This is a genomic window from Synechococcus sp. O70.2, assembly GCF_047462135.1.
In the GTDB taxonomy this organism is placed as follows: Bacteria; Cyanobacteriota; Cyanobacteriia; order Thermostichales; family Thermostichaceae; genus Thermostichus.
Genome location: NZ_JANSIS010000011.1, coordinates 1 through 24,738 on the forward strand (window position 1 = coordinate 1; position 24,738 = coordinate 24,738).

Here is a 24,738-nt window from a genome sequence, read left to right on the forward strand (position 1 = left end):
TTGACTGGTATGCGCTTGTCAAGGTTCTGGGGCGCTGGGCCTGGTGGCCTTGTCAGCGCTTCACTACCCTATCCCACACTCACCCCCACCGTCAAGACCCATAAGGGGTTTTTGCTGGTAACTGCCTTTACCCTTTGGTGCCTCGCTGAGGAAGCTGGGAAAGTACTTGCTGCCAAAGCTGGGCAGTCCTGAGTCCCCTGCCCTTGGCGTGTAGCAGGCGGGATCCCTCTGCCTGCAGATGGGGCTCTAGCTGCAGCCAGAGATAGGTTGGAGGCAGGTAAGGGAGGTACTGAGGCCACTCAATGGCAGTGATCCCAACTTGGCCCCAAAGCTCTTCCAGCCCCAGATCTTCTAGAGCCGAAGGCTCTGCCTCGCTGGCATGGGCACCAGAGGTAGGCCCTAGGCGATAGAGGTCGCAGTGGAAGAGAGGGATCCGTCCCGTGCGGTATTCCTGCACCAGCACGAAGCTGGGGCTGTCGATGGGCTCAGGGATCCCCAGTCCCTGCCCTAGCCCCTGCACGAAGGTGGTTTTGCCACTGCCTAGGCCGCCTGCGAGAAGAATGACCAAGCCGGGGGTAGAGTCGATCCCAACCGCTTGGGGGAGGGCAAACTGCTGCCCTGGAGCAGTGAGAAGGCAGGCGGCGGTCTGCCCCAGGAGAGCTGCTAGGGATTGGGTGGCAGCAGCAGACGGCAGTACCAAAGGAGAGGCTTGTTGCCAAAGCCCTTCATCGGTGATCGCCAGATCCGCCATTTGAGATCTCCTTTTCGAGGGGCTGAGTGGGGATCGCTCTCCCCTCCTCTTGCCTAGAAGCGCGTTTTTGAGCTGTCCCTATCAAAGCCAAGCCGACCGCGATGAGGACTAGGCTGACTGCCTGAGCTACCCGCAGGGATCCCAGCATAAGACTGTCGGTGCGCAGGCCCTCGATCCAAAAACGACCAAGGCTGTACCCCACCAGGTAAAAGCCCAAGAGAGTACCGGGAGGAAGCCGGCCCCGGTAGCTCAAAAAGAGCAGGATCCCGAAGAGGCTGAAGTTCCAGAGGGATTCGTACAAAAAGGTGGGGTGGACTCGGGAGCCGTCAGGAAGCTGCAGTTGCACCCACAGACGACTATCTGGAGGCAACACCTCTCCATAGGCCTCGTTGTTGAAGAAGTTGCCCCAGCGTCCAATCCCCTGGCCAAGGCTGAGAGAAGGAACGATGCAGTCGGCCAGCAGCCAAAAGTTTAGCCGCTGTTGGCGGGCAAACAGGTAGAGGGCTATACTGCCGCCGAGCAAAGCGCCGTGGATGGCCATGCCTCCCTGCCAGAGGGCCAAAGCCTTCCACCAAGGGCCATGGCGGTAGCGCTCCCACTCAAAGGCCACATAGTACAGGCGGGCAAGAGGCAGGGATCCCACCACCAGCCACGGCAGCAGGTTGGGCATGACATCCGGGGAAAGGCCACGCCGCTCTGCCAGGTGGCGAGCTAGAAAAAGGCCCAGAACAGTGGATAAGCCAATCAGCAGGCCATACCAGCGCAGACTAAAGGGCCCCCAACTGAACACCAGTGGGCCGGGGGATTGTAAGACCAAAGTCGTGAACACAGGAGCCTTCCTGAGTGGATCCTTTAGCCCACTCTACCCATCTCCCACCCCCCCGCTCCAGCCGCAAGCTGAGGGAGAGAACAGGGATCCGCCTAGGCCAAGGGAACGGCAATGCTAGAATGCAGGCTCAACTTCTCACCGCCACGAGTGGGGGAGGGTGCGGGTTATGGCCCAAGGCAAAGCTGCTGCCGTAAACAATGGGGACGACTTGGAGAGGCTAAAGGCAGAGAAACGCAAGGCGCTGGAGCAGGTCCTGGGCCAGATCGAGCGGAATTTTGGTAAGGGGGCAATCATGCGCCTGGGGGATGCTGCCCAGATACGGGTGGAGACCATCCCCAGTGGTGCTCTTACTCTTGATTTGGCTTTGGGCGGCGGCTACCCCAAGGGGCGCATCATTGAAATCTTTGGGCCGGAGTCGTCGGGGAAAACCTCGCTGGCCCTGCACGCCATTGCCGAGGTGCAAAAACAAGGGGGAACGGCTGCTTTTGTCGATGCGGAGCATGCCTTGGATCCAGCCTACGCGGCAGCCTTAGGGGTGGATATCCAGAATCTGCTGATTTCCCAGCCGGACACGGGAGAGGTTGCCCTAGAAATTGTCGATCAGCTGGTGCGCTCTGCGGCTGTGGATATTGTCGTGGTGGATTCAGTGGCGGCGCTGGTCCCTCGGGCCGAGCTGGAGGGAGAGATGGGAGATGCCCAGCTAGGGCTGCAGGCCCGCCTGATGAGCCAAGCCCTGCGCAAGATTGCGGGCAGCGTTAGCAAGACAGGCTCGATCGTTCTCTTCCTCAATCAGTTGCGCTCCAAAATTGGTGGCGTCGGCTACGGCCCCCAGGAAACCACCACGGGCGGCAATGCCCTCAAGTTCTATGCCTCAGTACGGCTAGATATTCGCCGCGTGCAAACTCTGAAAAAAGGTGCAGAAGAATACGGGATCCGAGCGCGGGTTAAGGTGGTGAAGAACAAGGTCGCTCCCCCGTTTCGGCGGGCGGAATTTGACATCATTTTTGGCCAAGGGATCTCCAACGTCGGCTGCATTATTGACCTAGCCGAGGAGATGGGCATTCTTAAGCGGCGCGGCTCTTGGTATAGCTACAAGGAAGAAAACATTGCCCAAGGGCGAGACAATTTGGTTCTTTTCCTAAAGAACAACGCGCAGCTACTGGCGGAGGTAGAAGCGGCTGTGCGCGAAAAACTTTCGGCAGGAGTGCCGGTTTCTACTAGCTATCCAGCGGGAGTAAGAGAAGGAGAGCAGGAAGAGGAAGCAGCCTTTGCAGAGGAGGAGCTCTGGGAGAGCAGCTAAGCAGTTCCTCCCTGGGAGCGCCGCTGGCGCAGAGCCTCGTAGAGCAGCAGTCCTCCCGCCATGGCCACGTTGAGGGAGTCGACGCCCTCGGCCATAGGGATCCGCACTTGGGCATTGGCCTGCTGGATGGTTGCTTCCCTTAAGCCCGACCCTTCGTTGCCCAGGAGAAAGAGGGTGGGGCAGGTGAGGTCTTGATCCCAGTAACAGGTGGCGCTGGGGGAGAGGGTAGCAGCCAAGACTTGGATGCCATGGCGACGACAGGCCTGGATCCAGCTAGCCAAGTCGGGCAAAACCCGCGGCGGGCAGCGAAACCACTGGCCGGCAGAAGCCCGCAGGACTTTGGGGTTTTCGGGATCAACGCTGTCTGCGCTTAGCCAGAGGCCATCGGCTCCTGCGGCAGCTACGGCGCGAATCAGAGCTCCCAAATTGCCTGGATCTTGCAGGGTTTCTACCACAAGGCCCAGGCGTACCCCCGACAAGGGAGGAGAGGGGATCGGCTGGCTGACAGCCACTGCCACAACTCCCTCCGGAGACTCGGTTGTCGAGAGCGCCGCCATCACCTCCAAGCTGACGGCCTGCCGCCGCAGATCCTTGGGTAGGCTGGCCAGCAACTGAGGGTGACGCTCAGCCCACTCGGGCGTGTAGCAGAGAGCTTGGAGGGGCCAGCCAACTCGCAGGGCTTCCTCGATGAGGTGGGATCCCTCTACCAAGAAGGCGCCCTGTTCCTGCCGGCCCTTGCTGCGGTGCAACTGCCGCAACTTGCGAATCCAGGGGTTTTTGGGGCTGGTGAGCAGCTCAGAAGCCATAGAGAGGATCTAATCGCAGCGGCGCAGCCGTTGGATAAAAAACCCATCCCGATCTTGCCGGTGAGGCCAGATGAGCAAGGGATCCCCTTCTGGCGCCCAATAGGGATGGGTCTTGAGGAAAGACTGGATGACTCCCTCGTTTTCAGCAGGGTGCAGCGTGCAGGTGGCATACACCAACAGCCCGCCCGGCTTCAGCCAACGGCCTGCCACTTGCAGAAGCTGAGCTTGCAGGTGGGCCAACTCGGCAATCCGCTCGGGGGTTTGTCGCCAGCGAGCGTCAGCACGGCGGTGCAGGGTGCCTAGACCAGAGCAAGGGGCATCCAGCAGCACGCGATCGGCGCTTTGCCACGGGGGCAAGGGGGCAGGGGGTTGGGCAGCGGCGCTCAGGGCCAGCAGGTCGATGGCCAGGGGACGGATCGAGCTCAAGCCCAAGCGCTGCACATTTTCCTCCAAGCGGCGCAGGCGGTGGGGGTGGCGATCCAAAGCCCAAATCTCGCCGCGATCCTGCATCCGCTCGGCTATGTGCGTGGTCTTGCCCCCCGGAGCGGCACAGCAGTCAATGACCCGTTCCCCCGGCTGAGGATCCAGGCAGTGCACTACCTGCTGAGCACTGGCGTCCTGAACGCTCCACCAGCCCTCGGCAAAGCCAGGTAGGGTTCGAATATCGCCGGCAGGATGTCCTAGCCGCAGAGCGCCTGGCACGTCGGGGAGAGGGGTAGCCGGGATCCCCACGGCTGCAAAGGCTTGGCTAACCTTGTCGATCCCTGCCCGCAGGGGGTTAACCCGCAGATCCAGATGGGGCGGCTGGTTAAACCAAGCGCACAAGGCTTCGGTTTCAGCCGGCCCTAGGCGCTCCCACCACAGACGCACCAGCCAGTCGGGAAAGCTGTGCCGGATCCCCAAGGCTTGAATGGGATCAGCAGGCAGCCTTTCCTGCAGGGGCTGGAGGGGATCCCTTTCCGGCTGCGCTAGCACCTGGCGCTGGTAGGCGCGCAAGATGGCGTTCACCACCCCTGCTAGCGATCCCAGACCCACTTGGCGGGTCAGTTCCACACTGGTGTGGATGGCGGCCCTGGGCGGGATGTGATCCAAAAAGGCCAGTTGGTAAAGGCCAAGGTGGAGAATGAGCCGCAAGTCGGGGGGCTGCTTGGAAGCAGGGTGGCGGGCGAAGCAGTCAATCAGGGCATCGAGGGTGCGGCGACGGCGGGTAACACCGTACACCAGCTCGCTGACCAGGTGGCAGTCGGCAGGGCTCAGGTGGCTGCGGGCCAACAGCTGCTCTAGCACGACGTCAGCGTAGGCGTTGTGTCGCTCAATCTTCTGCAAGGCCAACAGGGCCAGTTGACGCGCGTTCATGCTCGCCCCGCCAGGCTTTTTGTTCCTGGGCGATACTGGAGAAGCTCCCTAAGGGATCTCATCATGCCTTACAGCAGCGCCTTTCTAGAGGTCATCCCCGCCATTGACCTCCTCCAGGGCCGCGCTGTGCGCCTCTACCAGGGGGATTACGCCCAAGCCGAGCAAGTGGCTGCTGACCCCATCCACCAGGCCGAGGTGTGGGCGGCCCAGGGTGCTCCTCGCCTGCACGTGGTAGATCTGGACGGGGCCAAAAGTGGGGACCAGATCAACCTCCCCACGATCGAGCGCATTGTCCGCCGGGTAGCTATCCCGGTCCAGGTGGGGGGTGGGATCCGATCCCTGGAGCGGGCGCGGCAGTTGCTGGATCTGGGAGTGGATCGGGTAATTGTCGGCACTGTGGCTGTAGAGGATCCCAAGACCCTAGAGGCGATGACCCAGGCCCTACCTGGTCGGATTTGGGTGGGGATCGACGCCCGCCAAGGGCAAGTGGCCACCCGCGGCTGGCTGAGTACTACGCCTCTACAGGCCACTGAACTGGTGCAGCGAGTGGAAGCTCAGGGGGCTGCTGGGATCATCTACACCGACATCAGCCGGGATGGCACCCTAGCTGGGCCCAACCTGGAGCAGTTGCGCCAGATCCTGGCTGTTTCCCGCCTGCCTGTCATCGCTTCTGGGGGGATCGGCTCGCTCACCGACTTGCTTGCCCTACTCGGCTTGCCCGGCTTGGCGGGAGCTATTTTGGGCAAAGCCCTTTACTCGGGGGCCATCTCCCTGCCAGAGGCGTTGCGCGCGGTGGGGCCGGGCCGCTGGCAGGATCTGCCTCCGGAAACCAACTTCCTATGGGCTTAGGTATCGAGCAAAGCTCCTCCTGGCCTAGCTTTGCCATACTGGGTAAACCGATAGGCAGCTGCCTGCAGCTCCGAGAGAACCTTGCCCTGACGCTGTCCATCCTACTTCCCCCGGGTTATGTCCTTTCCCGCCCTGCGCCCTGCCGTTCAAGCCCTCCAGCCGGAACTGGTGGCCTGGCGGCGCCACCTGCACAAATACCCAGAGCTGGGCTTTCAGGAAAAGCAAACTGCCGCCTACCTCAGCTGGCGCCTAAGAAGTTGGGGGATCCCGCACCAAACCGGCATTGCCGGCACTGGCATTGTAGCCACCATTCCAGGAGAAGAGCCAGGGCCGGTCTTGGCGCTGCGGGCCGACATGGACGCCCTGCCCATCCACGAAGCCAATGAGGTGGAGTACCGTTCCACCGTCCCCAACGTCATGCACGCCTGTGGCCATGACGGCCATATGGCTATCGCCCTAGGCACGGCTAAGCTGCTACAGCAGCACCGCCACCGCCTCAGAGGTACTGTCAAGGTCATCTTTCAGCCCGCCGAGGAGGGCCCCGGTGGCGCCAAGCCAATGGTAGAAGCGGGGGTGCTGAAGAACCCGGATGTAGAAGCCCTCCTAGCTCTCCATCTGTGGAATAACCGTCCGCTGGGCACCATTGGCGTCAAAAGCGGCCCCTTGATGGCCTTTGCCGATCGCTTTCACATCGAGGTCATTGGGCGAGGTGGCCATGCTGCCCTTCCTCAGCAGACGGTGGATGCGATTGTGGTGGGAGCCCACATCGTGAGCGCTTTGCAAACCATCGTCTCCCGCAATGTGGATCCGCTGCAGCCAGCCGTGGTAACAGTAGGCCGGTTCCGCGCTGGCGACACTTTCAATGTCATTGCCCCTAGGGCTGAGATTTGGGGCACTGTGCGCAGCTTTCAACTAGAGGTGCGGGAGCTAATTGCAAAGCGCATAGAAGAAATCGTGGCCGGCATTTGCCAGGCTCACGGAGCCACCTACAAGTTTCAGTACGAGCGGGGCTATCCAGCAGTTGAAAACGATCCCAGGCTAACAGCTCTCGTAGAACAAGCTGCCCGTCAAGTATTTGGCCCAGAGGCCGCCATCCTCCCCGAGATGACCATGGGGGGTGAGGACGTCTCGTTTTTCTTCAACGAGGTTCCTGGCTGCTACTTCTTCCTGGGATCTGCCAACCCTGCCAAGGGGCTGGACTATCCTCACCACCACCCCCGCTTTGATTTTGATGAGGCTGCCCTCAGCCTCGGCGTGGAGCTGTTTCTGCGCTGCATTGAAAACTACACTGGAAAGCGCATTCTGGAGTAAGTAGCAGCGAGACAGCTTGTAACATGGAGTCCGCTAGGGTTCTCCTCTAGTCCTTGATTCACCGGACAATTGGCCACTTTGTGGCATAACCAACCTTCTGCCTTGACGTAGATGGGCTGAGCTAGTAGTCTTGCAAGTACATCTTTTCTGGTAGGCATTTTGCCTAGGCTAAAGTTGGCTCCGTCTTTAGCCGGTGGGCCTTATGGGGGCAAGGAGCAACTACCTGCAGCTTGCGGGGAAGTCACGCCTGTGGAGATCCCTCTGGCGGGGTGGTAGGTGTTGAGCCTGCTACTAGCTATGGGTCGCTGAAGCAGGAAGAAAGCCTCAACCCCGAGCGAAAGTCTGCTTTTGCCCGGGGTTGTATAAGTCTTTCAGAGCGGCCTCAGCAAGTCGGCCCCTCCCCTCCCCGGCAGTAGCAAGGGTTTCATGGGCTCTGGAGTGGGAAGGGCAGGGGCAGCCTTCAAGTCGGGAGGAATGTACAGAGGCTTGGGATCGGGATCCCCGCCAAAGGCCAGCACAAGGGCCCGCAGCAGGGCTTGACGTTGCTGGCGGCTCAAAGATTGCACAACGGCTTTGTCCCGAGTGTAGGGGTTGACTGTAAGACGGTTAGCCCCAGGGTACTGTTGGGCAACCATTGGCTCGTTGGCATCGCAATAGTCAGCCAGTGTCAGTTGCCAATCAAAGCGATCAGTGGGGGAACGCCCAGCCACCTGCAGGTGATAGAGCATCATCCGGCGCACCAAGGTATCTTCTTCAGGCCGGGGGCCGCTGTCATTGGGGTTAATGGGAGTGTAGGTGTTTTCCAGCGGCAGATCCGGCAGGGCCTCATACACCCGCCGCGCCGCGTCAGGGATTAGCCGCAACTGGGCATAGGCAGGCCCCGCTTCTAGCAAAAAGGCAGCGGTGATGCCCAGCCACCCTTGCAAAAAAATTTGTTTCCTCATCCTGCTTGCCCCAAAACTAGTCGATGCTCAATCCATCCACCACTTGGGGTTGAGGACGCGGCTTGAGGGGGGCAGAGTGAGCGAGGCGCTCCTGTTGGCGGTGCTTTCGGAAGTAACCCTGCCAGTGGCTAAGGACATCGAGGGTGTCGCCTCCATGCCGAGTGTAGCGCTGCCGCACCTTGCACAAGACAGGGGTATTGACGCATACGCCAGAGACGATCACCTGCCCTCTACTTAAAGCGGGTAGTTCTTGGAGGAGATCCCGGCCAGCAGCCTCGACGCTATGGCGCAAGTTTTCCTGATCGGCAGGGTTGACAATTCGCATCAAAAACTGGCTCATGCACTGCGACAGGATATCTGAATCTAGCTTACCGGGTCGTTGCGTGATCAGCCCTACCCCCAGCCCAAACTTGCGTCCTTCGCTAAGAATAGTGCGCAACACTTGTTTACAACGAGAAGGCTCGTGCGCAGGAGCAAAGCGATGCGCTTCCTCTAGCAAAATGAAAACAGGATAAGGCAGGTAGTTCTCATCTCCTGGCTGAATTTTGCCCTTTTCGGTGTTGATGCGGGCATGGTTAGCCTGGCGCAAAATAGCAGCGGCGATAACTTGCTGTTCTTCTTGGCTAATCTCGTGCATCTGGAGAATGGTTACTTGACCCGGCTCAAATAAATCCCTAGGAGCCAGGTGCTCTACGTTACTAAAGTAAGGGGAGCGAGCAATTTGTTCCAGCTTCCACTCCAAAGCAGGGGCCGAGGATCCTTGGGAGCCGTCTTCTCTGGAGTCTGCTTCGTTGACGGCCTCGATCAGATCCTGAATTGTCCAGTGCAGTGGATCAAACTGAGTAACCTTGCGGAAGGCTTTCTCCAGAAAAGATTTCTGTCGCTCGGTGGTCTCTGGAAGCAGAGCAAGGATGTCAAAAAATTTGAGAGAAGACACCCGAATCTTAATTTCCTGAGGAGAAAGAACCTTGACCCTAGGTCTGTAGCCATCTTCCCCTACAAACTTGGGATGAGACTGCATTTCCGCTAGAGTGTGGTATTCTCCATGCGGGTCAAAAATCAGGACAGCAGCGCGATTTTTGGGCAACATCAGCTCTTCTACCAAAACCGCTGCTGTGTAGGATTTGCCGGAGCCGGTTCCTGCTAAAATGGCTAGATGAGTGCTGACCATTTCCTTGACATCCAGAACCACAGGAACTGCTCCTTCCTCGCGCAGCAGCAGGCTGCCCAAATGGGCCCCCCCAACTGCTGTTTCCTCCCGCTTGTTCAAGACGGATTTCAAAAGCTGATTGGAAGCCAAAAAGACCTTAGCGCCCGGCTCCGGGGAGCGGCGGGGGTTAATAAAGCCCATAGCCCGATCGAAATAGCCGATGACTTCGACGGTTACAGCGTAGATCTCCGGGTTGGGATGGGTAAAGCCAACTAGGGCCACAATGGTGCTGGGATCGATCTCCGTGTCGGCAAAGATGCGGTCGGGGATGTGATCCAAAAGCTGAACTTGTCTAATTTTACCCAAGATCTTTAGAGGTTGGGACTGAGAATCTCGCACCTCGTAATAGACAAAATCGCCCACCTTTACCGCTTGGGTATTGGAGGTAATAAACACATATTGGTTGGAGGTCTCGCCAGGGCCTTTGACGGTGCCGATCACCTCCGGAGTATCCTCCGCCGGGAAAGAGGGGCTTTCTCTAGGGCGGCCATTGGAAGTGTCCAGAGTTTTTTGGTTCATCGGCGTATCGCTCCTACGGTTATTTTCCAAGCCAGTTCCTTGCTTAAAATTTGCAGAGCTCGTCGCTGGGCGGGGTCAGAAAACATAGGTATGATATCGTTTAAGACTTGATAGACAAGGTGGTTGGCAAAATTACCACCGCTGCTTAAGAGCAGTCCATAGTACGAAAATTGGGTTTGGCCTTGAGGGTTGAGATGAAAGCGTAGAATTTCCTCCTGGCTCATGCGAAAGACAGGCGTGTTGACAGGCACCACTACGCGCGGGATCCCTTGCCAGCCACAACCCCTTTCTTCGTCCAAAGCTCCTATGAGGATTACCGAAAGTAATGTACGCACCTCATTTTGCAAATCAGGAGAGAAATAAGGATCCGGCTGGCTGGAAAGACGGGGCCCAGCGTTAGGAAACATGGGGTTTAAAATCTGACTGTTGTAAACTAAGCCCACAGCCCAGTGCCGTTGGTTGCTTTCCAGCTTGACAAAGCTGCCAAAGCCATAGTCTTCAGGGGAGGGAGGTTTTTTGACCTCTAGAGCATCATCCACCTGTACCACGTAGTCGCAGTGACTGTTGGAGCGAACCACCTTGCCCAGTCTCATCAGATCCGTCTCCGCTGCAGCTTGCTAAGGGTTTTCCGCGATAGCCGGAGGTTAAGCTTCTCGCGGCTGGCCCACTCCTGCATTAGGCGCAAGAAAAGGTTGCGATCTTCATTGCGGATAACGGCCACCTGATCTGCCGTCTCCAGTACATACGGGTAGCCTCGGCCAATAATTACCTCACAGCGTACCAAATCTACCAGCCAGTCCAACAGGCCTGCCTCGTAAACCCAAACGGGGATCTCTAGTCGAGCTGGAAAGTTCTCGTTAGTGGTGCGTAGGTAAACAAACCCCACTCGCCTTTGCATTTCCTGGTAGCGGTTGAGGATCCCCTCTTGAGGATTGAGAACGCCACTGCAGGCACAGACAAAGAAAGGGGTTCGGTCTCCCCACTCTAACCAGGAGCTAAGGAGCTGCGCATCGTGTAGGTAGGGAGCTTCAGGAAGATCAAAGCAGTGCCTTAGCAGTGTTACCAAATCCGAGCTGTACGTAGTGTCAATATAAGCTACAACAGGGATCCGGTTTTGCTCACTAGCTCGCAGTACCTGTAACAAACACTCCACATAGAAGTCTTGACTCTTAGCATCAAGAGTTTCAGCAAAAGTGGCCACCAATACCCCATCCAAGAAGGCTAGTTTTTGGGATCCAGGTCGAGATTGCCAAATATATTCGGCAACTTTTTCTGTTTCCATCTGAAAGCGGCGCCTGTTGACGATACTCTCTTTGGGCTCGCCGCTACTTCCTGCTTCCAAGTCTTTCGGGGTTAGCACATCGACTTGGATATCTTTTTGGTATAGGCCCTGGTCACAGTGATAGTTCTCGTACCAGCCAATCTGCACTAGGGCTACCGGTATTGACAAATCTTTGCTGGGGTAGATTTGGGATCCATCTACTGCAAAGGTAGGGATGTTTTTAATAACTGGTCTTGCCCATTCATAGCTTTCTTCATAGCTATTCCACTTTTGCTTAAAAGGGACTGTCCAGCTGGAGTAAAGATCCCATTCCTGAGTAGGCAAGGCACCTGGGAAAGCCAATCGAGCTACTCTTTCAGCAATCTTTGCGCTTGACCACTGGCATAATTTCTCCATCGCCTGGCGGTACCACTCTCGGCGCTCTGAAAGCCCTCGATCGAAGGTAGCGAAAGCCTCGCGCTTCTGCCGTAAAACAGCCAGCACCCGGTCAGCTCTAAAAACCATGACTGTCATTCCTCCTCATCATCCGGAGTGCCTTTCCACGCGAATGATGTTTTCCGTCACTTGCTCAAAGGTATTGTCATGGCTGATTACGAATAGCTGCTCAAAGGAACGCAAGTTGGTAATGGCTTCCGCTAGTCGTTGGCGGCGCTGGGCATCCATGTTGGCAGTAGGCTCGTCAAAAAAGGCAATGTCCAACTGTCCCAGTACCTTGAGCAAAGCTAAGCGAACAGCTAGAGCTGCCGACATTTGCTCTCCTCCAGAAAGGCTGGCAAAACGTCGTTTGGCCCCCCCTCTTTCTTGGATGCGAATCTCATAGTCGGGTTCCCAAGTAAGGCTGACATCAGAGCGGTTGAGAATTTCGCGAAAGAGGTGATCGGCAACAATGTTGATCTGTTGCAGGTAGTACTGGGCAATTTGAGGACCGGCTTTTTTGTAGGTATCTCGACTAAACTTAATGAAGCGGTGCAGCCGCTCTTTTTCAGCTCTTTCCACCTCAGCTTGCTTTAAGGCTTGCTTCACCTGTTCCAGTTGCTGCAGTCTCTCCTGGATTTTCTGCAACTGCGGGGAAAGGCTTTCCAGTCGAGCTTGGGCCTTGGCTTTTTGGATCTCGGTAGACTGCAAAAGGGATCGAAGATGTTGGTGCTCCTGCGGCTGGTAGAGGGAAGTTAGCGGGTCCAGCTTTGCCTGCAGTTGAGCTAGTTGAGTTTGCAACTCTTGCTGTTGGGCCTTGAGCTCGGCTAGTTTTTGTTCCCGCTCGGTTAGCAATTTGGCAATAGGCTCCGCCCGTAGGTAGCGTTCGTGATCTAAGCGGTATCTTTCGCGTTCTTCTTGCAGGGATCCCAGCTCCTGCTCCAGGTGTTCAGTTTGGGACAGGGCTTCTTCAAGAGGCTGGAGCACTGCCTCTAAGTCCTGGATTTGCTGAAGGTAGCCGGCTTGCAGGCCTAGGTACTGCTCTTCCAGCTTAAGCTCTGCCTTTAGCCACTCAGCTTGGCTTCTGGGATCCCCTAGTTCCCTTAAAGTTTCAGCAGTTTTCGCAACTTGGGCTTGCAGGTAATCTTTGGAGCCTTCTATCTGTTCCCAACGGTCGATCTGGGCTTGCTTTTCTTGCTTAGCTTTCTGTATTTGGTCTAAGACTAGCTGAGCTGCTTGGAGTTCATCTTGGCGCTGGGGCAAGCTTTGGGCTAGAAGCTGCATGCGGATAAAAGTTTCGTAGCCGTCGCGGTGGCGCCTCTGTTCCTCCTGCAAAGCAATGATCTTTCCATCCAGATCCAAAAGAGGATTGAGGTCCTGTTCTAGAGTTTGAATCTGCTGCTGAAGCTGATGAACCTGATTCTCAATCCGCTGATACTCTTGCTCTACTTGTGGCTTGTGGCTGAGCTCCCTTTCTAGGCGCTGGAGCTGGCTTTTGGGATCTCCCAATGCCTGGAGAGCTTGTCCAATTTCCTGGTGTTGCCGGAGAAAGTTGTGCTCAGCCTCAAGGCTCCACTGAAGATCCTCAATTTTGCGTTGCCGTTCGTTTTGCAAGTGTGTCAATTGCTCAATTTGAGCCTCCAGCTCAGGGATCTGGGCAGTCAAGCCAATTAGGGGCTGCAGGGCCTTGAGCTGCCTCTGGATGTCAGCCAGTTGCTGGCGCAGTTGAGTCTCATCTGTTTGTGGGGCAAGATCCTGAAGGATTTGGTGGATTGACTGCAGCAAACGTTGGTTCAGAACCAAAGACTGATACAGGACTTCCGGGAGCTGCTGCCATAGGGCCTGAAACTGAGGGTAGTTGCGTTGGTAGACAGCTAGCTCTTGGATAAGCTCCTGGATGCGGCGATGGCACTCGGTAAGTTGGCAAGAGCTTTCCTCAAAAAGGTCTTTCAGCTCTTGTTGAAACTGCCGTGCTGCTGCGATGCGGCTTAGCTGAGTTTGCAGCCGTTCTCGTTGAGCCTCTAGGCTGGGTAGGCTGGCTAGTCGCTCCAGGTCGGCCTGTCGTTGTTGAAGCTGCTGCTGCAGGTGTTCCAGTTGGGTGCGGGCCTGCTCCCACTCTATCTCTTGTTGTTTAAGTTCAAGGCGCAAGGTCTGAAAGTAGGCTAGCTTTTGGCTAATTTGGTTATAACGTTGTTCCAATTCAGTCTGCCTTTGGCAGAGAGCTTGCAAGGAAAGCCTATCGGCTTCCATTTTCTGCAAAAGCTGAAGCTGTTGCTGATATTCGGATCCGCGCAACTGTAGCTGGTGAAGATGCTGCCTCAGCGCTTCCCGCTGGGCCATTAGAGTTTGTCGGATCCCTCGTAGCTTTTCTTGCTCGACAATAAGGTTTTCCAGCTCTAGATAGCGCCTATAGGCTGGTTGATGCTGTTGACAAATGATCTGGGCCTGTTCCGCTTCTTGAACTCGGCTCTGTAAGAGTTGACACCATTCAGCTTGGGCTGACCACTTTCCTTGTAGTTGTTCCCATTCCTGGTATAGCTGTAGCAAGGTATTGAGCTGCTGAGTCCAGCGGTCTTGTTGGCGCTCCAGCTCTTCCTGGAGCTGAATTTTGGGCGCAAGATCTTCTAGCTCCTGCTTCCAGCGCTGTAGCTGGCTTAGTTTTTCCTGAAGTCTTGCCAGTTGATTCTCAATATTCTGCTTTTGCAAGAGTAGGTTCTCTCGCTGCCTTAGCCACTCCAAGCGCTGCTGCTGTTGCTTTTCCAACTCCCGCAGCTGAGCCTCTATGGCTAGGAAGCGCTGTGCCCCTGCTCGAGATTGTTCTTGCTCTGCTTGAGCTTGCTTGGCTTCTGCCCATAGCTTTTCTGCTTGCTCAAGGGATAGATTTAGTAGCGATCTCTTTTGCTCCAGTTGAACGATTTGCTGCTCAAGTGTTTGGATTTGCTCAAGCAGCTTCTCCAGGTGTTCAAGCTTCTGCCTAGTTTCACTTAGGGTATGGGTGCATTGATTGAGATGTGTTCGCCAGTAGTTTAACTCCCGCTCAATCTCTTGCTGTTCTGATTGGAGCAGATCCCAGTCTTGCAGTTGTTGATGAAGCAGCTCGATTCGGTGCTTAACAGCCTGAACCTGTGCCTCACTGTATTTTTCAACCGTCTGCAAGTCCTTAGCAACCTGCTGATATTCTTCTACCTTCAAGATACGGTCGAAGACTTCTTTTCGTTCTTTGCTTGTTTTGAGAAAGTCTGCCGTAAATGTACCCTGGGGCACGCCGATAGTTGTAGCAAACAGCCGTGCTAAATCTGTACCCGCGGGCACTCCCAAGTGTTGCCTTAGCCAAGCCAGTACATCGGTTTTGCGTTCGCAGTCTAGGCGCTGCTTGAGCTGGGGGTCAAAGAGGCGATAGCCCTGGGCTACACTGCGGCGGACACTGTAGGTGCGCTGATCCCATTTCGAGACAAACTGTACAGTGGCCACCGCATCGTTGGCGCCTGTGCGAATCAGCTCCTCTTGGTTGTAGGGACAGTAGTCAAACAGAACCCAAGCAATGGCCTCCAGAATGCTGGTTTTTCCGGCTCCGTTTTCTCCACAGATAGCGTTGATACCGGGTTCAAATTCAAAGACAGCTTCCTCGTAGGCCTTAAAGTTCTGGAGAGCTACCGAGAGGATCCGCATGATTCAGTCTTCTTCTCCTACAAAGGCTCCGCTCAGGCGGGTGTATATCTCTGCCTCGCTTTGTCCCTCCAAGACTCTTTCTTTGAGATCCAAAAGCAGCTGCGCCAGCTCCTTGCTGCGCTTCCGGTAGTGGGCATGACTGCTCAGCAGATCCCTATAGATTTTCTCTTCAACTTGGAGCCTTTGCTCTTCTTCAAGGGAAAGAGCGGCCGAGCCAATCTCAAGAGAATTGGCCTCGAAACGAAACAGGACAACCAGAGCACCGGTAAGCTGCTGAATTTGCCGTTGCAGAGCTCGGCTATCCAGCTCGTGCTTGGCAAAGCCCACCTGGCCTACCAGCCGCAACTCTACCAGCGGCTCTGGCCCGTCGCCTGGCGGCCCAACTTCCTTGGCCATGGCAAGGGCTGCTGCAGCAATTTCGGCAGGCGTTTCTCGACCCTTAGCCTCGAGGTAGAGTCGCTGACAGGGTCTTTGGTAGTAATCCTGCACCAGCTCTGCCTGGGGCGGTCCCTCTCCCCAGCGGACGCGATAAGCCCCTCGCGGAAGGTCCCATTCAGCAGTACTGGTGGCCTCCAGCGATCCTGGATTGAAGATCCAGCCTTCTTCTGCATAGCTTTTGTGGATATGTCCCAAGGCTAGATAGCCCACCCCCACCTCCCGTAGAGGCAGGAGATCCCGGTAGCGCAAGGCGCCCTGGTAGCGGGCAATTTGCCCTTCCAGTCCGTGGTGGAACATCAACACCACCCGCTCGGGGCCAGGAGGCAACTGCCGAATAGCTGCCGCCAACTGCTCAATGGACTTGGGAGCTGCTGACCCATACCACTGGGAGCCGATGACCCGCACTCCACAGGGGAGATCCAAGTAGCTACCCCGCCCGTCTGACCAGGGGTGCAGCTCCAGGCCCTGTTCCCCTTCCTCTGGCTCCAGCAAAATGAGCTCTCCATGATCGGCCAAGTAGCGCAGCCAACTGGTCTTGACACCATAGGGGCGACTGTCGTGGTTGCCCTCGATGGCCAAAACCGGGATCCCTGCCTGCTTCAGCTCCCGCAAGACAAGCTGGGCTTGGTTGAGAACCCCCGGCTGAATTTGTCGATGCTCAAACAGGTCGCCAGCAATGAGGACGAAGTCTACCCGCTTCTGAATGGCATGGCGGCGCACCACATCCCGAAAGGCCAAGAAAAAATCTTTGCTCCGTTCTGGACTGTCGTAGCGGTCGCAGCCCAGATGCACATCGGCCAAATGCAAAAAGGTGCAGGCAGAAGTGGCCATCGCCAGAGCTTGTCAGCAAATTGCTCACAGTTTAGCAAACGGATCTTGAGGGATCCCTGCCCCGCAATTTTCGACTTCGCGCCGCTGGAGTAGGCACTGCCCTTCTGCTGCCAGACCGCGATTTAGAACCAGATTTACAGGAGGCTAAACGACCTTGCTGGGCTAGCCGCTGAAACTGAGTGATCCATCCGGGCCAGCTCTTTCCGCGAGCTGAAAGTCCGTTACACAACTATGCGAAGGAGAGATCCCCAGCCTGCCGTAATCCCTCAGGTGGGAGGGGATGCCTGGCTCCTGAGTTTAATTATTGTGAAGCGACAGGGGGTTTACAGAGGCTGACCTATAATGCCAGGTAAGTCCCGCCCAGGGGAGAATCCCCAGTTTTGCTAGGGCGGGGGTGCTTCGTTCCTGGTCGCAAGAGAGGAGTTCTTGATGACAACTACACCTAAGGAGCGAGAGCCAAAAGTCAAGGTTTCGGTTGATATCGATCCAGTTCCCACCTCATTTGAGAAATGGGCCAAGCCAGGGCACTTCGATCGCAGCCTGGCGCGGGGGCCCAAGACCACGACCTGGATCTGGAACCTACATGCTCTTGCCCATGACTTCGACAGTCACACCAGCGACTTAGAAGACATCTCTCGCAAGATCTTTTCGGCGCACTTCGGCCACCTGGCGGTGGTCTTCGTTTGGCTGAGCGGCATGTACTACCACGGCGCTCAGTTCTCTAACTACTCCGCTTGGCTGGCTGATCCCATCAATGTCAAGCCCAGCGCCCAGGTAGTCTGGCCCATTTTTGGCCAGGAGATCCTCAACGGTGATGTGGGCGGCGGCTTTGAAGGGATCCGCATCACGTCGGGCCTCTTTCACCTCTGGCGGGCTGCCGGCATCACCAATGAGTTTCAGCTCCTGGTAACGGCCATTGGCGGCTTGGTGATGGCCGCCCTCTGCCTGTTTGCTGGCTGGTTCCACTACCACAAGCGGGCTCCCAAGCTGGAGTGGTTCCAAAACGTAGAGTCGATGCTCAACCACCACCTGGCGGGCCTGCTGGGGCTAGGTGCGCTGGCCTGGGCTGGTCACCAAATCCACGTGGCCATTCCCATCAACAAGATGTTGGATGCTGGCGTGCCGGCGGCCCAGATCCCTCTGCCCCATGAATTCATCCTCAAGCCGGCCCTGATGAAGGAGATGTTCCCCAGCGTGGATTGGGGCTTCTTCAGCGGGGTGGTGCCTTTCTTTACCTTGGACTGGGGCAAGTACGCGGAGTTCCTCACCTTCAAGGGTGGTCTGGATCCGCAAACGGGCGCCCTCTGGCTGACAGATCAGGCCCACCACCACCTGGCCATCGCCGTGCTCTTTATCGTGGCTGGCCACATGTACCGCACCAACTGGGGCATTGGCCACTCCATTAAGGAGATCCTGGAAGCCCACAAGGGCCCCTACACGGGCGAGGGCCACAAGGGTCTGTACGAAGTGCTGACCACCTCTTGGCACGCCCAACTGGCCATCAACCTGGCCATGGTGGGATCCCTGAGCATCATCGTGGCCCAGCACATGTACGCCATGAACCCCTACCCCTACATGGGCATTGACTACGCCACCCAGATCTCCTTATTTACCCACCACATGTGGATAGGGGGCCTGTTTATCGTTGGCGGCGCTGCCCACGGGGCCATCTACATGGTTCGCGATTATGACCCGGCGGTGAACCGCAACAATGTCTTGGATCGGGTGATCCGCCACCGCGACGCCATCATCAGCCACCTGAACTGGGTGTGCCTATTCCTAGGCTTCCACGCCTTCGGCTTCTACGTTCACAACGACACGATGCAGGCCCTGGGCCGTCCGCAGGACATGTTCTCGGACACGGGCATCCAGCTGCAGCCCATTTTTGCCCAGTGGATTCAATCTCTGCACACCAAGGCCATCGCTAGCACTGCTCCCTATGTGGGCGCTTCGGTAAGCCCCATCTTTGGGGGTGATGTGGTGGCTGTGGGTGGCAAGGTGTCCATGATGCCGATGGTGCTGGGCACGGCGGACTTCATGGTTCACCACATTCACGCCATGACCATCCACATCACGGTGCTGATCCTGCTCAAGGGGGTGCTGTTTGCCCGCTCTTCTCGCCTGATCCCCGATAAGGCCAAGCTGGGCTTCCGCTTCCCCTGCGATGGCCCAGGCCGCGGCGGCACCTGCCAAGTCTCCGCTTGGGATCACGTGTTCCTAGGGCTGTTCTGGATGTACAACTGCATCTCGATCGTGATCTTCCACTTCAGTTGGAAGATGCAGAGCGACATCTGGGGCACCGTCAACCCGGACGGCACGATTGAGCACCTCACCGGAGGCAACTTTGCGGCCAGCGCTATCAACATCAACGGCTGGTTGCGGGACTTCCTGTGGGCCCAATCGGTGCAGGTGATCAACTCCTATGGCTCGGCGCTGTCGGCCTATGGACTGCTCTTCTTGGGCGCCCACTTCGTCTGGGCCTTCAGCTTAATGTTCCTGTTCAGCGGCCGTGGCTACTGGCAGGAGCTGATCGAGTCCATCGTCTGGGCCCATAACAAACTGAAAGTTGCTCCGGCCATTCAACCTCGCGCCCTCAGCATCATCCAGGGGCGGGCGGTCGGTGTGGCCCACTACCTGCTGGGCGGAATCGTGACCACTTGGGCGTTCTTCCTGGCACGGTTTGCCGCACTCGGCTAAGGCAAGGAGGAAGAGACAATCATGACCACTGCAACTCGTTTTCCCCAATTCAGCCAAGACCTGGCCAGCGATCCCACTACTCGACGTCTGTGGTATGGCATCGCCACCGCCCACGACTTCGAGACCCACGATGGCATGACGGAGGAGCGGCTTTACCAAAAGCTGTTTGCCACTCACTTCGGCCATCTGGCGATCATCTTCCTGTGGGCCTCTGGCAACGTCTTCCACATCGCCTGGCAGGGCAACTATGAGCAATGGGTGGCCAACCCCACCGGCGTCACGCCTATTGCCCACGCCATTTGGGATCCCCACTTTGGCAAGGCGGCAGTGGAGGCCTTCACCCAACCTGGTGGCGGTGGCCCTGTGAATGCTGCCTACTCTGGCCTCTATTACTGGTTCAACACCATTGGCCTACGCACCAACGGCGATCTCTACGCCGGCGCCATTGGCCTACTGCTACTAGCAGCGGTGTTCCTGTTTGCTGGCTGGCTGCACCTACAGCCTCGCTTCCGCCCCAGCCTGAGCTGGTTTAAGAACGCCGAAGCCCGTCTCAACCACCACCTGGCCGGCCTGTTTGGCGTCAGCTCCTTGGCTTGGGCGGGCCACCTGATCCATGTGGCCATCCCCGAGTCCCGCGGTCAGCACGTAGGTTGGGACAACTTCCTCACCACCCTGCCCCACCCAGCGGGCCTGAAGCCGTTCTTCACCCTCAACTGGGGGGTGTACGCCCAGAACCCAGACACGGCCAACCACGTCTGGGGCACTGCAGAAGGGGCGGGCACGGCCATCCTTACCTTCTTGGGCGGCTTCAACCCCAACACCCAGTCTCTGTGGTTGACGGACATGGCCCACCACCACCTGGCCATTGCCGTGCTCTTCATTGTGGCTGGCCACATGTATCGAACCAACTGGGGCATCGGCCACAGCATCCGCGAGATCCTGGGCGCCCATAACCCACCCAAGAACACTCCCTTTGGGGGCCTACTGGGCGAAGGGCACAAGGGCCTCTACGACACGGTCAACAACTCCCTGCACTTCCAATTGGCACTGGCTCTGGCCTGCTTGGGGGTGGTGACCTCGCTGGTGGCCCAGCATATGTACGCCCTCAACCCCTACGTGTTCATGTCCATGGATCACACCACGGAGGCGGCTCTCTACACCCATCACCAGTACATTGCTGGCTTCTTGATGGTAGGAGCTTTTGCTCACGGAGCCATCTTCCTGGTGCGGGACTACGATCCCGAGGCCAACAAGAACAACGTGCTGGCGCGGGTGCTGGATCACAAGGAGGCGATCATCTCCCACCTGAGCTGGGTGTCGCTGTTCTTGGGCTTCCACACGCTGGGGCTGTACGTCCACAACGACGTCATGCAGGCCTTCGGCACGCCGGAGAAGCAGATCCTGATCGAGCCGGTGTTTGCCCAGTTCATCCAGGCCTCCCACGGCAAGATGCTCTATGGCATGAACGTGCTGTTGTCGGATCCCAACAGCATTGCCTCCACTGCTTGGCCCAACCACGGCAACGTGTGGCTGCCAGGCTGGCTGCAAGCTATTAACGACCCCAATGGGTTCCTCTTCCTGCCTATTGGCCCTGGGGACTTCCTGGTGCACCACGCCATTGCCCTAGGCCTGCACACTACCACGTTGATTCTGGTCAAAGGGGCGCTGGATGCCCGCGGCTCTAAGCTAATGCCGGACAAAAAAGACTTCGGCTACAGCTTCCCCTGCGATGGGCCAGGTCGGGGCGGCACCTGCGACATCTCGGCCTGGGATGCTTTCTACCTAGCCATGTTCTGGATGCTGAACACCATTGGCTGGGTCACCTTCTACTGGCACTGGAAGCACCTGGGGATCTGGAGCGGCAACACCGCCCAGTTCAACGAGAACTCCACCTACCTCATGGGCTGGCTGCGGGACTACCTCTGGGCCAACTCCGCTCAGTTGATCAACGGCTACAACCCCTACGGGATGAACAACCTGTCGGTTTGGGCCTGGATGTTCCTGTTCGGCCACTTGGTGTGGGCCACGGGGTTCATGTTCCTCATCTCCTGGCGCGGCTACTGGCAAGAGCTGATCGAGACCTTGGTGTGGGCGCATGAGCGCACTCCCTTGGCTAACTTGATCCGCTGGAAGGATAAGCCAGTGGCCCTGTCGATTGTGCAAGGGCGCTTGGTGGGTCTAGCTCACTTCACAGTGGGGTACGTGCTGACCTACGCGGCCTTCCTCATCGCCTCGACGGCTTCCTTGTCGGGCTAACTGCCTAGCTAAAGCAACTCAGGGATCCCTATAAGTGGGATCCCTTTTTTACTGCTCGAACCTTGGATAGGAACTCGGTCAAGCTTTACATGGACTCGGGGGCACTTAGGCCGAGGATGCCAGTGAGCACGTTAAACAAGACCTGCCGCGTAGCTTGCACTAGTTGAATGCGGGCTTGCGCCAAGAGGGGATCCTCTTTCAAGAGAGGTAAAATGCGGCAGTTGTCGTAAAACTTGTTGAAATCGGCAGCAACGGCTTCTGCATAGCGGATGATTTTATGCGGGGCGCGCTCCTCGGCAGCGGCAATCAGCTCATCCGGCAGAGCCAACAGGCGCAACAGCAAGGCTCGCTCTTCGGGTTCTCTGTAGGGCAGTCTTCGTTGCTCCGTCAGGGCAACTTCGTCAGTTAGTTTCACTTTTTCTTCCTCCTGTAACCGCCGCAACAGGGTACAGCAGCGGGCGTGGCTGTAGTGGACATAGACCACTGGGTTATCGAAAGTTTGCTTGACAGCTAAATCCAAATCAAAGTTGATGGGACTGTCCATGCTGCTGCTGAGCAAAAACCAGCGCGCTGCGTCGACCCCCACGCCAATTTCTGGATCTTCGATGAGATCGTTTAGCGAAACAAAATTGCCAGTGCGCTTGGACATGCGCACTTCGACCTTCTCTCCAGTTTCCGGGTCAGCTTTAAACAACTTGACAAATTGGCCAATCAGGATTTCCAGCTTCACCTCTGGGTTGAAGGCCGCCACCGCTGCCCTCAGGCGACCAATATAGCCATGGTGATCCGAGCCAAGGATGTTGATCAGCCGCTGGTAGCCCCGCCGGACTTTGTCGCGGTGGTAAGCGATATCAGCCGCTAGGTAGGTAAACGAGCCATCAGCCTTCTGCACCACCCGATCCTTGTCGTCGCCAAATTCTTGGGTTTTGAAGTAAACGGCCTCCTCGGCCCCTAGCTTGGGATCCTCGCCTCGCGGCGCTCTAGCCCTATAGAGAAAACCGCGCTCTTGCAGCTCTTGCAAAGCCTGCTGGATAGCGCTCAGGCCCGTCTGGGGATCTGGCGTATGCAAGCGGCGCTCGCTAAACCAGTGATCGAACTCGGTGCGCAACTGCTGTAGGGTCTGCTTTTGCCAGGCCAGGATTTCCTCATAAGCAAACTCTATGTATTCCTCTAGGCTGGCTGGCAGAGGGCGGATCCCAGCCTGCACTTGCTCCAGCAGCCGCCGAGCAATATCGATCAAGTAACTGCCGTGATAGCCGTCCTCTGGCAGAGCCACTTCTTCGCCCTGGAGTTGCCGCACCCGCACCTCTAGAGACTGACCTAAGAGCCGCATCTGATTGCCGGCATCGTTAATGTAGAACTCCCGCTCCACTTGGTGGCCTGTCCAGCGCAGCAGGTTAGCCAGGGTGGAGCCAACCGCCGCCCAGCGGCCATGCCCTACGTGCAGCGGCCCTGTTGGGTTGGCAGAAACATATTCCAGCAAAATGCGCTCGGGATGAGGACTGGCGGTTTTGCCAAAGTCGTCCCCCAACCTCAACAACTCTTGCAGTCGCCTGGCCAAAAAGGGATCCCCAAGCCGAAAGTTGAGGTACCCTCCCCCTGCCACCTCAGTTTCAATATCCGGCAAATCCAGGTGTTTTCGCAGAGTTTGAGCGATCTGAGCCGGCGCTAGGCGGCAGAGCTTGGCCATTCCCAAGGGAGTGGGACAGGCGTAATCGCCATAGCGAGGATCGCTGGGGATCTGAACAACTGGCACCACGCCGGCTGCCCGCTCGGGAGTCAAGGATCCCAGTTGCCCTGCTGCGGCTGCCCGTTGAATGCTTTCGGCTACGGCAGCGGTGAGAAAGCGAATCAGGGAGGTGGATAGGGACTGGGTGACCATGGCTGAGGGTACCAAGACAACTCTGCGAAAGCTCAACTGGGCACCAGCGCGTCTCTTGATTTTGACACAACTGCCTCCTCTCTGCTCCAGCCGGGCTGGTTCTAGGGAGTGAAGACCAAAATCCTAGTGTCTCGAGGATGGCAATTTCCAACGGATGAGAGCAGTCTGCCTTGCCACGAAGCAGTTGCGGCTACACCTCTTGTTTTGATTGCCCCGCGCTGCGCAAGAGGCGTTCAGGGGCCTTCACCTCAGCCACCGCCAAAGTTACGGCGTGAAGTCTGTTGCTACTTAATGCTGACTGTAACCACCGGCACTTTACCTGTAGACAAGAAACTTTGTCTTCCAGTGAAATTAAGCAGGCTAACTCCATCGGCTTGGCAAGGTCTAGTAAGCTTGCCGATTGGGCTCGCCAAAAGGCTGCTAGCAACAGATAAACGGTAACAACAAGTAACGGCTGACTAAAGCTGGTAGTGATCCCAAAAAAAAGCTGAATAAGTTTCGTGAGACAGGAAATCCCTTCTACCTTAGAGGAGATCAGTAGGGGACAAGGGCCCGTGGAGACCTTTGTTTTGATTAAGCAAGTGCCCGATCCTAACAGCAAAACGGGCGTCAACAGCGATGGCACCATCGACCGGGCCAAGGCCAAGCGGACGTTAAACCCCTTTGATCGCTATGCCCTGGAAGCGGCTCTACAAACCAAACGCCAGCACGGGGCCAGGGTGACGGCAATCACCATGGGGCCACCGCCAGCCATCGAGGTACTTTACGAGGCCATTGCCCACGGCGTGGATCGGGGCATTCTGATAACCGATCGCCGCCTCGCTGCTTCCGATACCTTGGCCACTGCCTACACCTTGGCCCAGACAGTTCGGTATGCGGGCCAGCCGGATATCCTCTTCTGCGGGCTCCAGACCACCGACGGCGATACAGCCCAAGTGGGGCCCCAGTTGGCGGAGCGGCTGGGGATCCCTCAGGTTACCTATTGCGAGGCCTTCGAGATCCAAGAGGGGATCTTGGTGGCGCGGCGGGCTATCGAAGGAGGATCCCAGACAGTAAGGGTGCCCTTGCCGGTTCTGGTTACAGTGGCCAACACAGCGCGACGCTTGGCCTACCCTACCCTGCGCGGCATGCAGCGGGTGCAGCGGCTCATGCGGGACGAGGCAGCACGGGCTGAGGTCATCCAGATTCTTAGCCTAGACGACATAGGGGCCGATCCAGACCGCTGTGGCCTCAAGGGATCCCCGACCATTGTGGCCGCTACCGAAAAAGTTGGGGAGATGGGCGGCCGGTGTCAAGTTTTTCAGGGGCAGCCGCTGCCCCAACTGGTGCAACAACTCACCCAAGCCGTTGACTTGTTCCGCTACACCCTGACCTCTTAGCTTCCCCACCCCAAG

Annotated in this window: 17 protein-coding genes; 6 read left to right on the forward strand and 11 right to left on the reverse strand. The window is 57.3% G+C overall.

Annotated elements, in window-relative coordinates; translation table 11 throughout:
* Positions 1-127: 127 nt before the first annotated feature.
* Both tsaE and lgt read right to left on the reverse strand, forming a co-directional pair.
* Positions 128-751, reverse strand: a complete 624-nt coding sequence (tsaE, locus tag NW812_RS10415) for a tRNA (adenosine(37)-N6)-threonylcarbamoyltransferase complex ATPase subunit type 1 TsaE (protein WP_414396619.1) — start codon at positions 749-751, stop codon at positions 128-130.
* Positions 726-1,580: a prolipoprotein diacylglyceryl transferase gene (gene lgt, locus NW812_RS10420; protein WP_414396621.1), complete on the reverse strand. Its 855-nt coding sequence runs from the start codon at positions 1,578-1,580 to the stop codon at positions 726-728. Before lgt ends, tsaE begins: the two co-directional genes overlap by 26 nt.
* A 166-nt stretch (positions 1,581-1,746) precedes the next feature.
* On the opposite strand from lgt, the gene recA reads away from it, so the two are divergent.
* Complete coding sequence (gene recA / locus NW812_RS10425) at positions 1,747-2,880, forward strand: recombinase RecA (protein WP_414396624.1); 1,134 nt, start codon at positions 1,747-1,749, stop codon at positions 2,878-2,880.
* Here recA and NW812_RS10430 read toward each other — a convergent pair.
* Both NW812_RS10430 and NW812_RS10435 read right to left on the reverse strand, forming a co-directional pair.
* On the reverse strand, positions 2,877-3,686 hold the full coding sequence (locus NW812_RS10430) for a TrmH family RNA methyltransferase (RefSeq protein ID WP_414396626.1): 810 nt from the start codon (positions 3,684-3,686) through the stop codon (positions 2,877-2,879). The two genes, recA and NW812_RS10430, sit on opposite strands and share 4 nt — an antisense overlap.
* 9 nt (positions 3,687-3,695) lie before the next feature.
* On the reverse strand, positions 3,696-5,042 hold the full coding sequence (locus tag NW812_RS10435; RefSeq protein WP_414396629.1) for a 16S rRNA (cytosine(967)-C(5))-methyltransferase: 1,347 nt from the start codon (positions 5,040-5,042) through the stop codon (positions 3,696-3,698).
* Positions 5,043-5,105: 63 nt separating this feature from the next.
* On the opposite strand from NW812_RS10435, the gene hisA reads away from it, so the two are divergent.
* Positions 5,106-5,891 carry a 1-(5-phosphoribosyl)-5-[(5-phosphoribosylamino)methylideneamino]imidazole-4-carboxamide isomerase gene (hisA, locus tag NW812_RS10440; RefSeq protein ID WP_414396631.1) on the forward strand — a complete coding sequence of 262 codons (786 nt, stop codon included), beginning with the start codon at positions 5,106-5,108 and terminating at the stop codon, positions 5,889-5,891.
* A 117-nt stretch (positions 5,892-6,008) separates the two neighbouring features.
* On the forward strand, positions 6,009-7,202 hold the full coding sequence (locus tag NW812_RS10445) for a M20 metallopeptidase family protein (protein WP_414396633.1): 1,194 nt from the start codon (positions 6,009-6,011) through the stop codon (positions 7,200-7,202).
* Positions 7,203-7,573: 371 nt separating this feature from the next.
* Here NW812_RS10445 and NW812_RS10450 read toward each other — a convergent pair whose 3' ends face one another.
* The 6 genes from NW812_RS10450 to NW812_RS10475 are packed head-to-tail and all read right to left on the reverse strand — an operon-like array spanning position 7,574 to position 16,509.
* Positions 7,574-8,146 carry a hypothetical protein gene (locus NW812_RS10450; RefSeq protein WP_414396636.1) on the reverse strand — a complete coding sequence of 191 codons (573 nt, stop codon included), beginning with the start codon at positions 8,144-8,146 and terminating at the stop codon, positions 7,574-7,576.
* Between the two features lie 16 nt (positions 8,147-8,162).
* Positions 8,163-9,875 carry a helicase HerA domain-containing protein gene (locus tag NW812_RS10455; RefSeq protein WP_414396639.1) on the reverse strand — a complete coding sequence of 571 codons (1,713 nt, stop codon included), beginning with the start codon at positions 9,873-9,875 and terminating at the stop codon, positions 8,163-8,165.
* Positions 9,872-10,468 carry a hypothetical protein gene (locus tag NW812_RS10460; RefSeq protein WP_414396642.1) on the reverse strand — a complete coding sequence of 199 codons (597 nt, stop codon included), beginning with the start codon at positions 10,466-10,468 and terminating at the stop codon, positions 9,872-9,874. Before NW812_RS10460 ends, NW812_RS10455 begins: the two co-directional genes overlap by 4 nt.
* A complete protein-coding gene (locus tag NW812_RS10465) occupies positions 10,468-11,670 on the reverse strand; it encodes a DNA double-strand break repair nuclease NurA (RefSeq protein ID WP_414396644.1) in 1,203 nt (400 codons plus the stop codon). The genes NW812_RS10460 and NW812_RS10465 overlap by 1 nt, the downstream gene beginning before the upstream one ends.
* 9 nt (positions 11,671-11,679) lie before the next feature.
* Entirely contained in the window at positions 11,680-15,240 is a 3,561-nt protein-coding gene (locus NW812_RS10470; RefSeq protein WP_414396646.1) for an AAA family ATPase, read from the reverse strand.
* Positions 15,241-15,243: 3 nt separating this feature from the next.
* Positions 15,244-16,509 (reverse strand): metallophosphoesterase family protein, encoded by a 1,266-nt coding sequence (locus tag NW812_RS10475; RefSeq protein ID WP_414396649.1) that lies wholly within the window; start codon positions 16,507-16,509, stop codon positions 15,244-15,246.
* Positions 16,510-16,938: 429 nt separating this feature from the next.
* Between NW812_RS10475 and psaA the strand changes: the two genes are divergently transcribed.
* Together psaA and psaB are read left to right on the forward strand one after the other, a co-directional pair.
* Complete coding sequence (psaA, locus tag NW812_RS10480; protein WP_414396652.1) at positions 16,939-19,206, forward strand: photosystem I core protein PsaA; 2,268 nt, start codon at positions 16,939-16,941, stop codon at positions 19,204-19,206.
* A 21-nt stretch (positions 19,207-19,227) separates the two neighbouring features.
* Positions 19,228-21,462 carry a photosystem I core protein PsaB gene (gene psaB / locus NW812_RS10485; RefSeq protein ID WP_414396655.1) on the forward strand — a complete coding sequence of 745 codons (2,235 nt, stop codon included), beginning with the start codon at positions 19,228-19,230 and terminating at the stop codon, positions 21,460-21,462.
* Positions 21,463-21,547: 85 nt separating this feature from the next.
* On the opposite strand, the gene argS is transcribed toward psaB, so the two are convergent.
* Entirely contained in the window at positions 21,548-23,344 is a 1,797-nt protein-coding gene (argS, locus tag NW812_RS10490; protein ID WP_414396657.1) for an arginine--tRNA ligase, read from the reverse strand.
* Between the two features lie 554 nt (positions 23,345-23,898).
* On the opposite strand from argS, the gene NW812_RS10495 reads away from it, so the two are divergent.
* Positions 23,899-24,723: an electron transfer flavoprotein subunit beta/FixA family protein gene (locus NW812_RS10495; protein ID WP_414396659.1), complete on the forward strand. Its 825-nt coding sequence runs from the start codon at positions 23,899-23,901 to the stop codon at positions 24,721-24,723.
* Positions 24,724-24,738 lie beyond the last annotated feature (15 nt).

Excerpts from the sequence above, each read along its gene's own strand:
- tsaE (WP_414396619.1), bottom strand. The coding sequence starts at position 751 with ATGGCGGATCTGGCGATCACCGATGAAGGGCTTTGGCAACAAGCCTCT.
- recA (WP_414396624.1), top strand. The coding sequence starts at position 1,747 with ATGGCCCAAGGCAAAGCTGCTGCCGTAAACAATGGGGACGACTTGGAG.
- NW812_RS10430 (WP_414396626.1), bottom strand. The coding sequence starts at position 3,686 with ATGGCTTCTGAGCTGCTCACCAGCCCCAAAAACCCCTGGATTCGCAAG.
- NW812_RS10435 (WP_414396629.1), bottom strand. The coding sequence starts at position 5,042 with ATGAACGCGCGTCAACTGGCCCTGTTGGCCTTGCAGAAGATTGAGCGA.
- hisA (WP_414396631.1), top strand. The coding sequence starts at position 5,106 with ATGCCTTACAGCAGCGCCTTTCTAGAGGTCATCCCCGCCATTGACCTC.
- NW812_RS10445 (WP_414396633.1), top strand. The coding sequence starts at position 6,009 with ATGTCCTTTCCCGCCCTGCGCCCTGCCGTTCAAGCCCTCCAGCCGGAA.
- NW812_RS10450 (WP_414396636.1), bottom strand. The coding sequence starts at position 8,146 with ATGAGGAAACAAATTTTTTTGCAAGGGTGGCTGGGCATCACCGCTGCC.
- NW812_RS10455 (WP_414396639.1), bottom strand. The coding sequence starts at position 9,875 with ATGAACCAAAAAACTCTGGACACTTCCAATGGCCGCCCTAGAGAAAGC.
- NW812_RS10460 (WP_414396642.1), bottom strand. The coding sequence starts at position 10,468 with ATGAGACTGGGCAAGGTGGTTCGCTCCAACAGTCACTGCGACTACGTG.
- NW812_RS10465 (WP_414396644.1), bottom strand. The coding sequence starts at position 11,670 with ATGACAGTCATGGTTTTTAGAGCTGACCGGGTGCTGGCTGTTTTACGG.
- NW812_RS10470 (WP_414396646.1), bottom strand. The coding sequence starts at position 15,240 with ATGCGGATCCTCTCGGTAGCTCTCCAGAACTTTAAGGCCTACGAGGAA.
- NW812_RS10475 (WP_414396649.1), bottom strand. The coding sequence starts at position 16,509 with ATGGCCACTTCTGCCTGCACCTTTTTGCATTTGGCCGATGTGCATCTG.
- psaA (WP_414396652.1), top strand. The coding sequence starts at position 16,939 with ATGACAACTACACCTAAGGAGCGAGAGCCAAAAGTCAAGGTTTCGGTT.
- psaB (WP_414396655.1), top strand. The coding sequence starts at position 19,228 with ATGACCACTGCAACTCGTTTTCCCCAATTCAGCCAAGACCTGGCCAGC.
- argS (WP_414396657.1), bottom strand. The coding sequence starts at position 23,344 with ATGGTCACCCAGTCCCTATCCACCTCCCTGATTCGCTTTCTCACCGCT.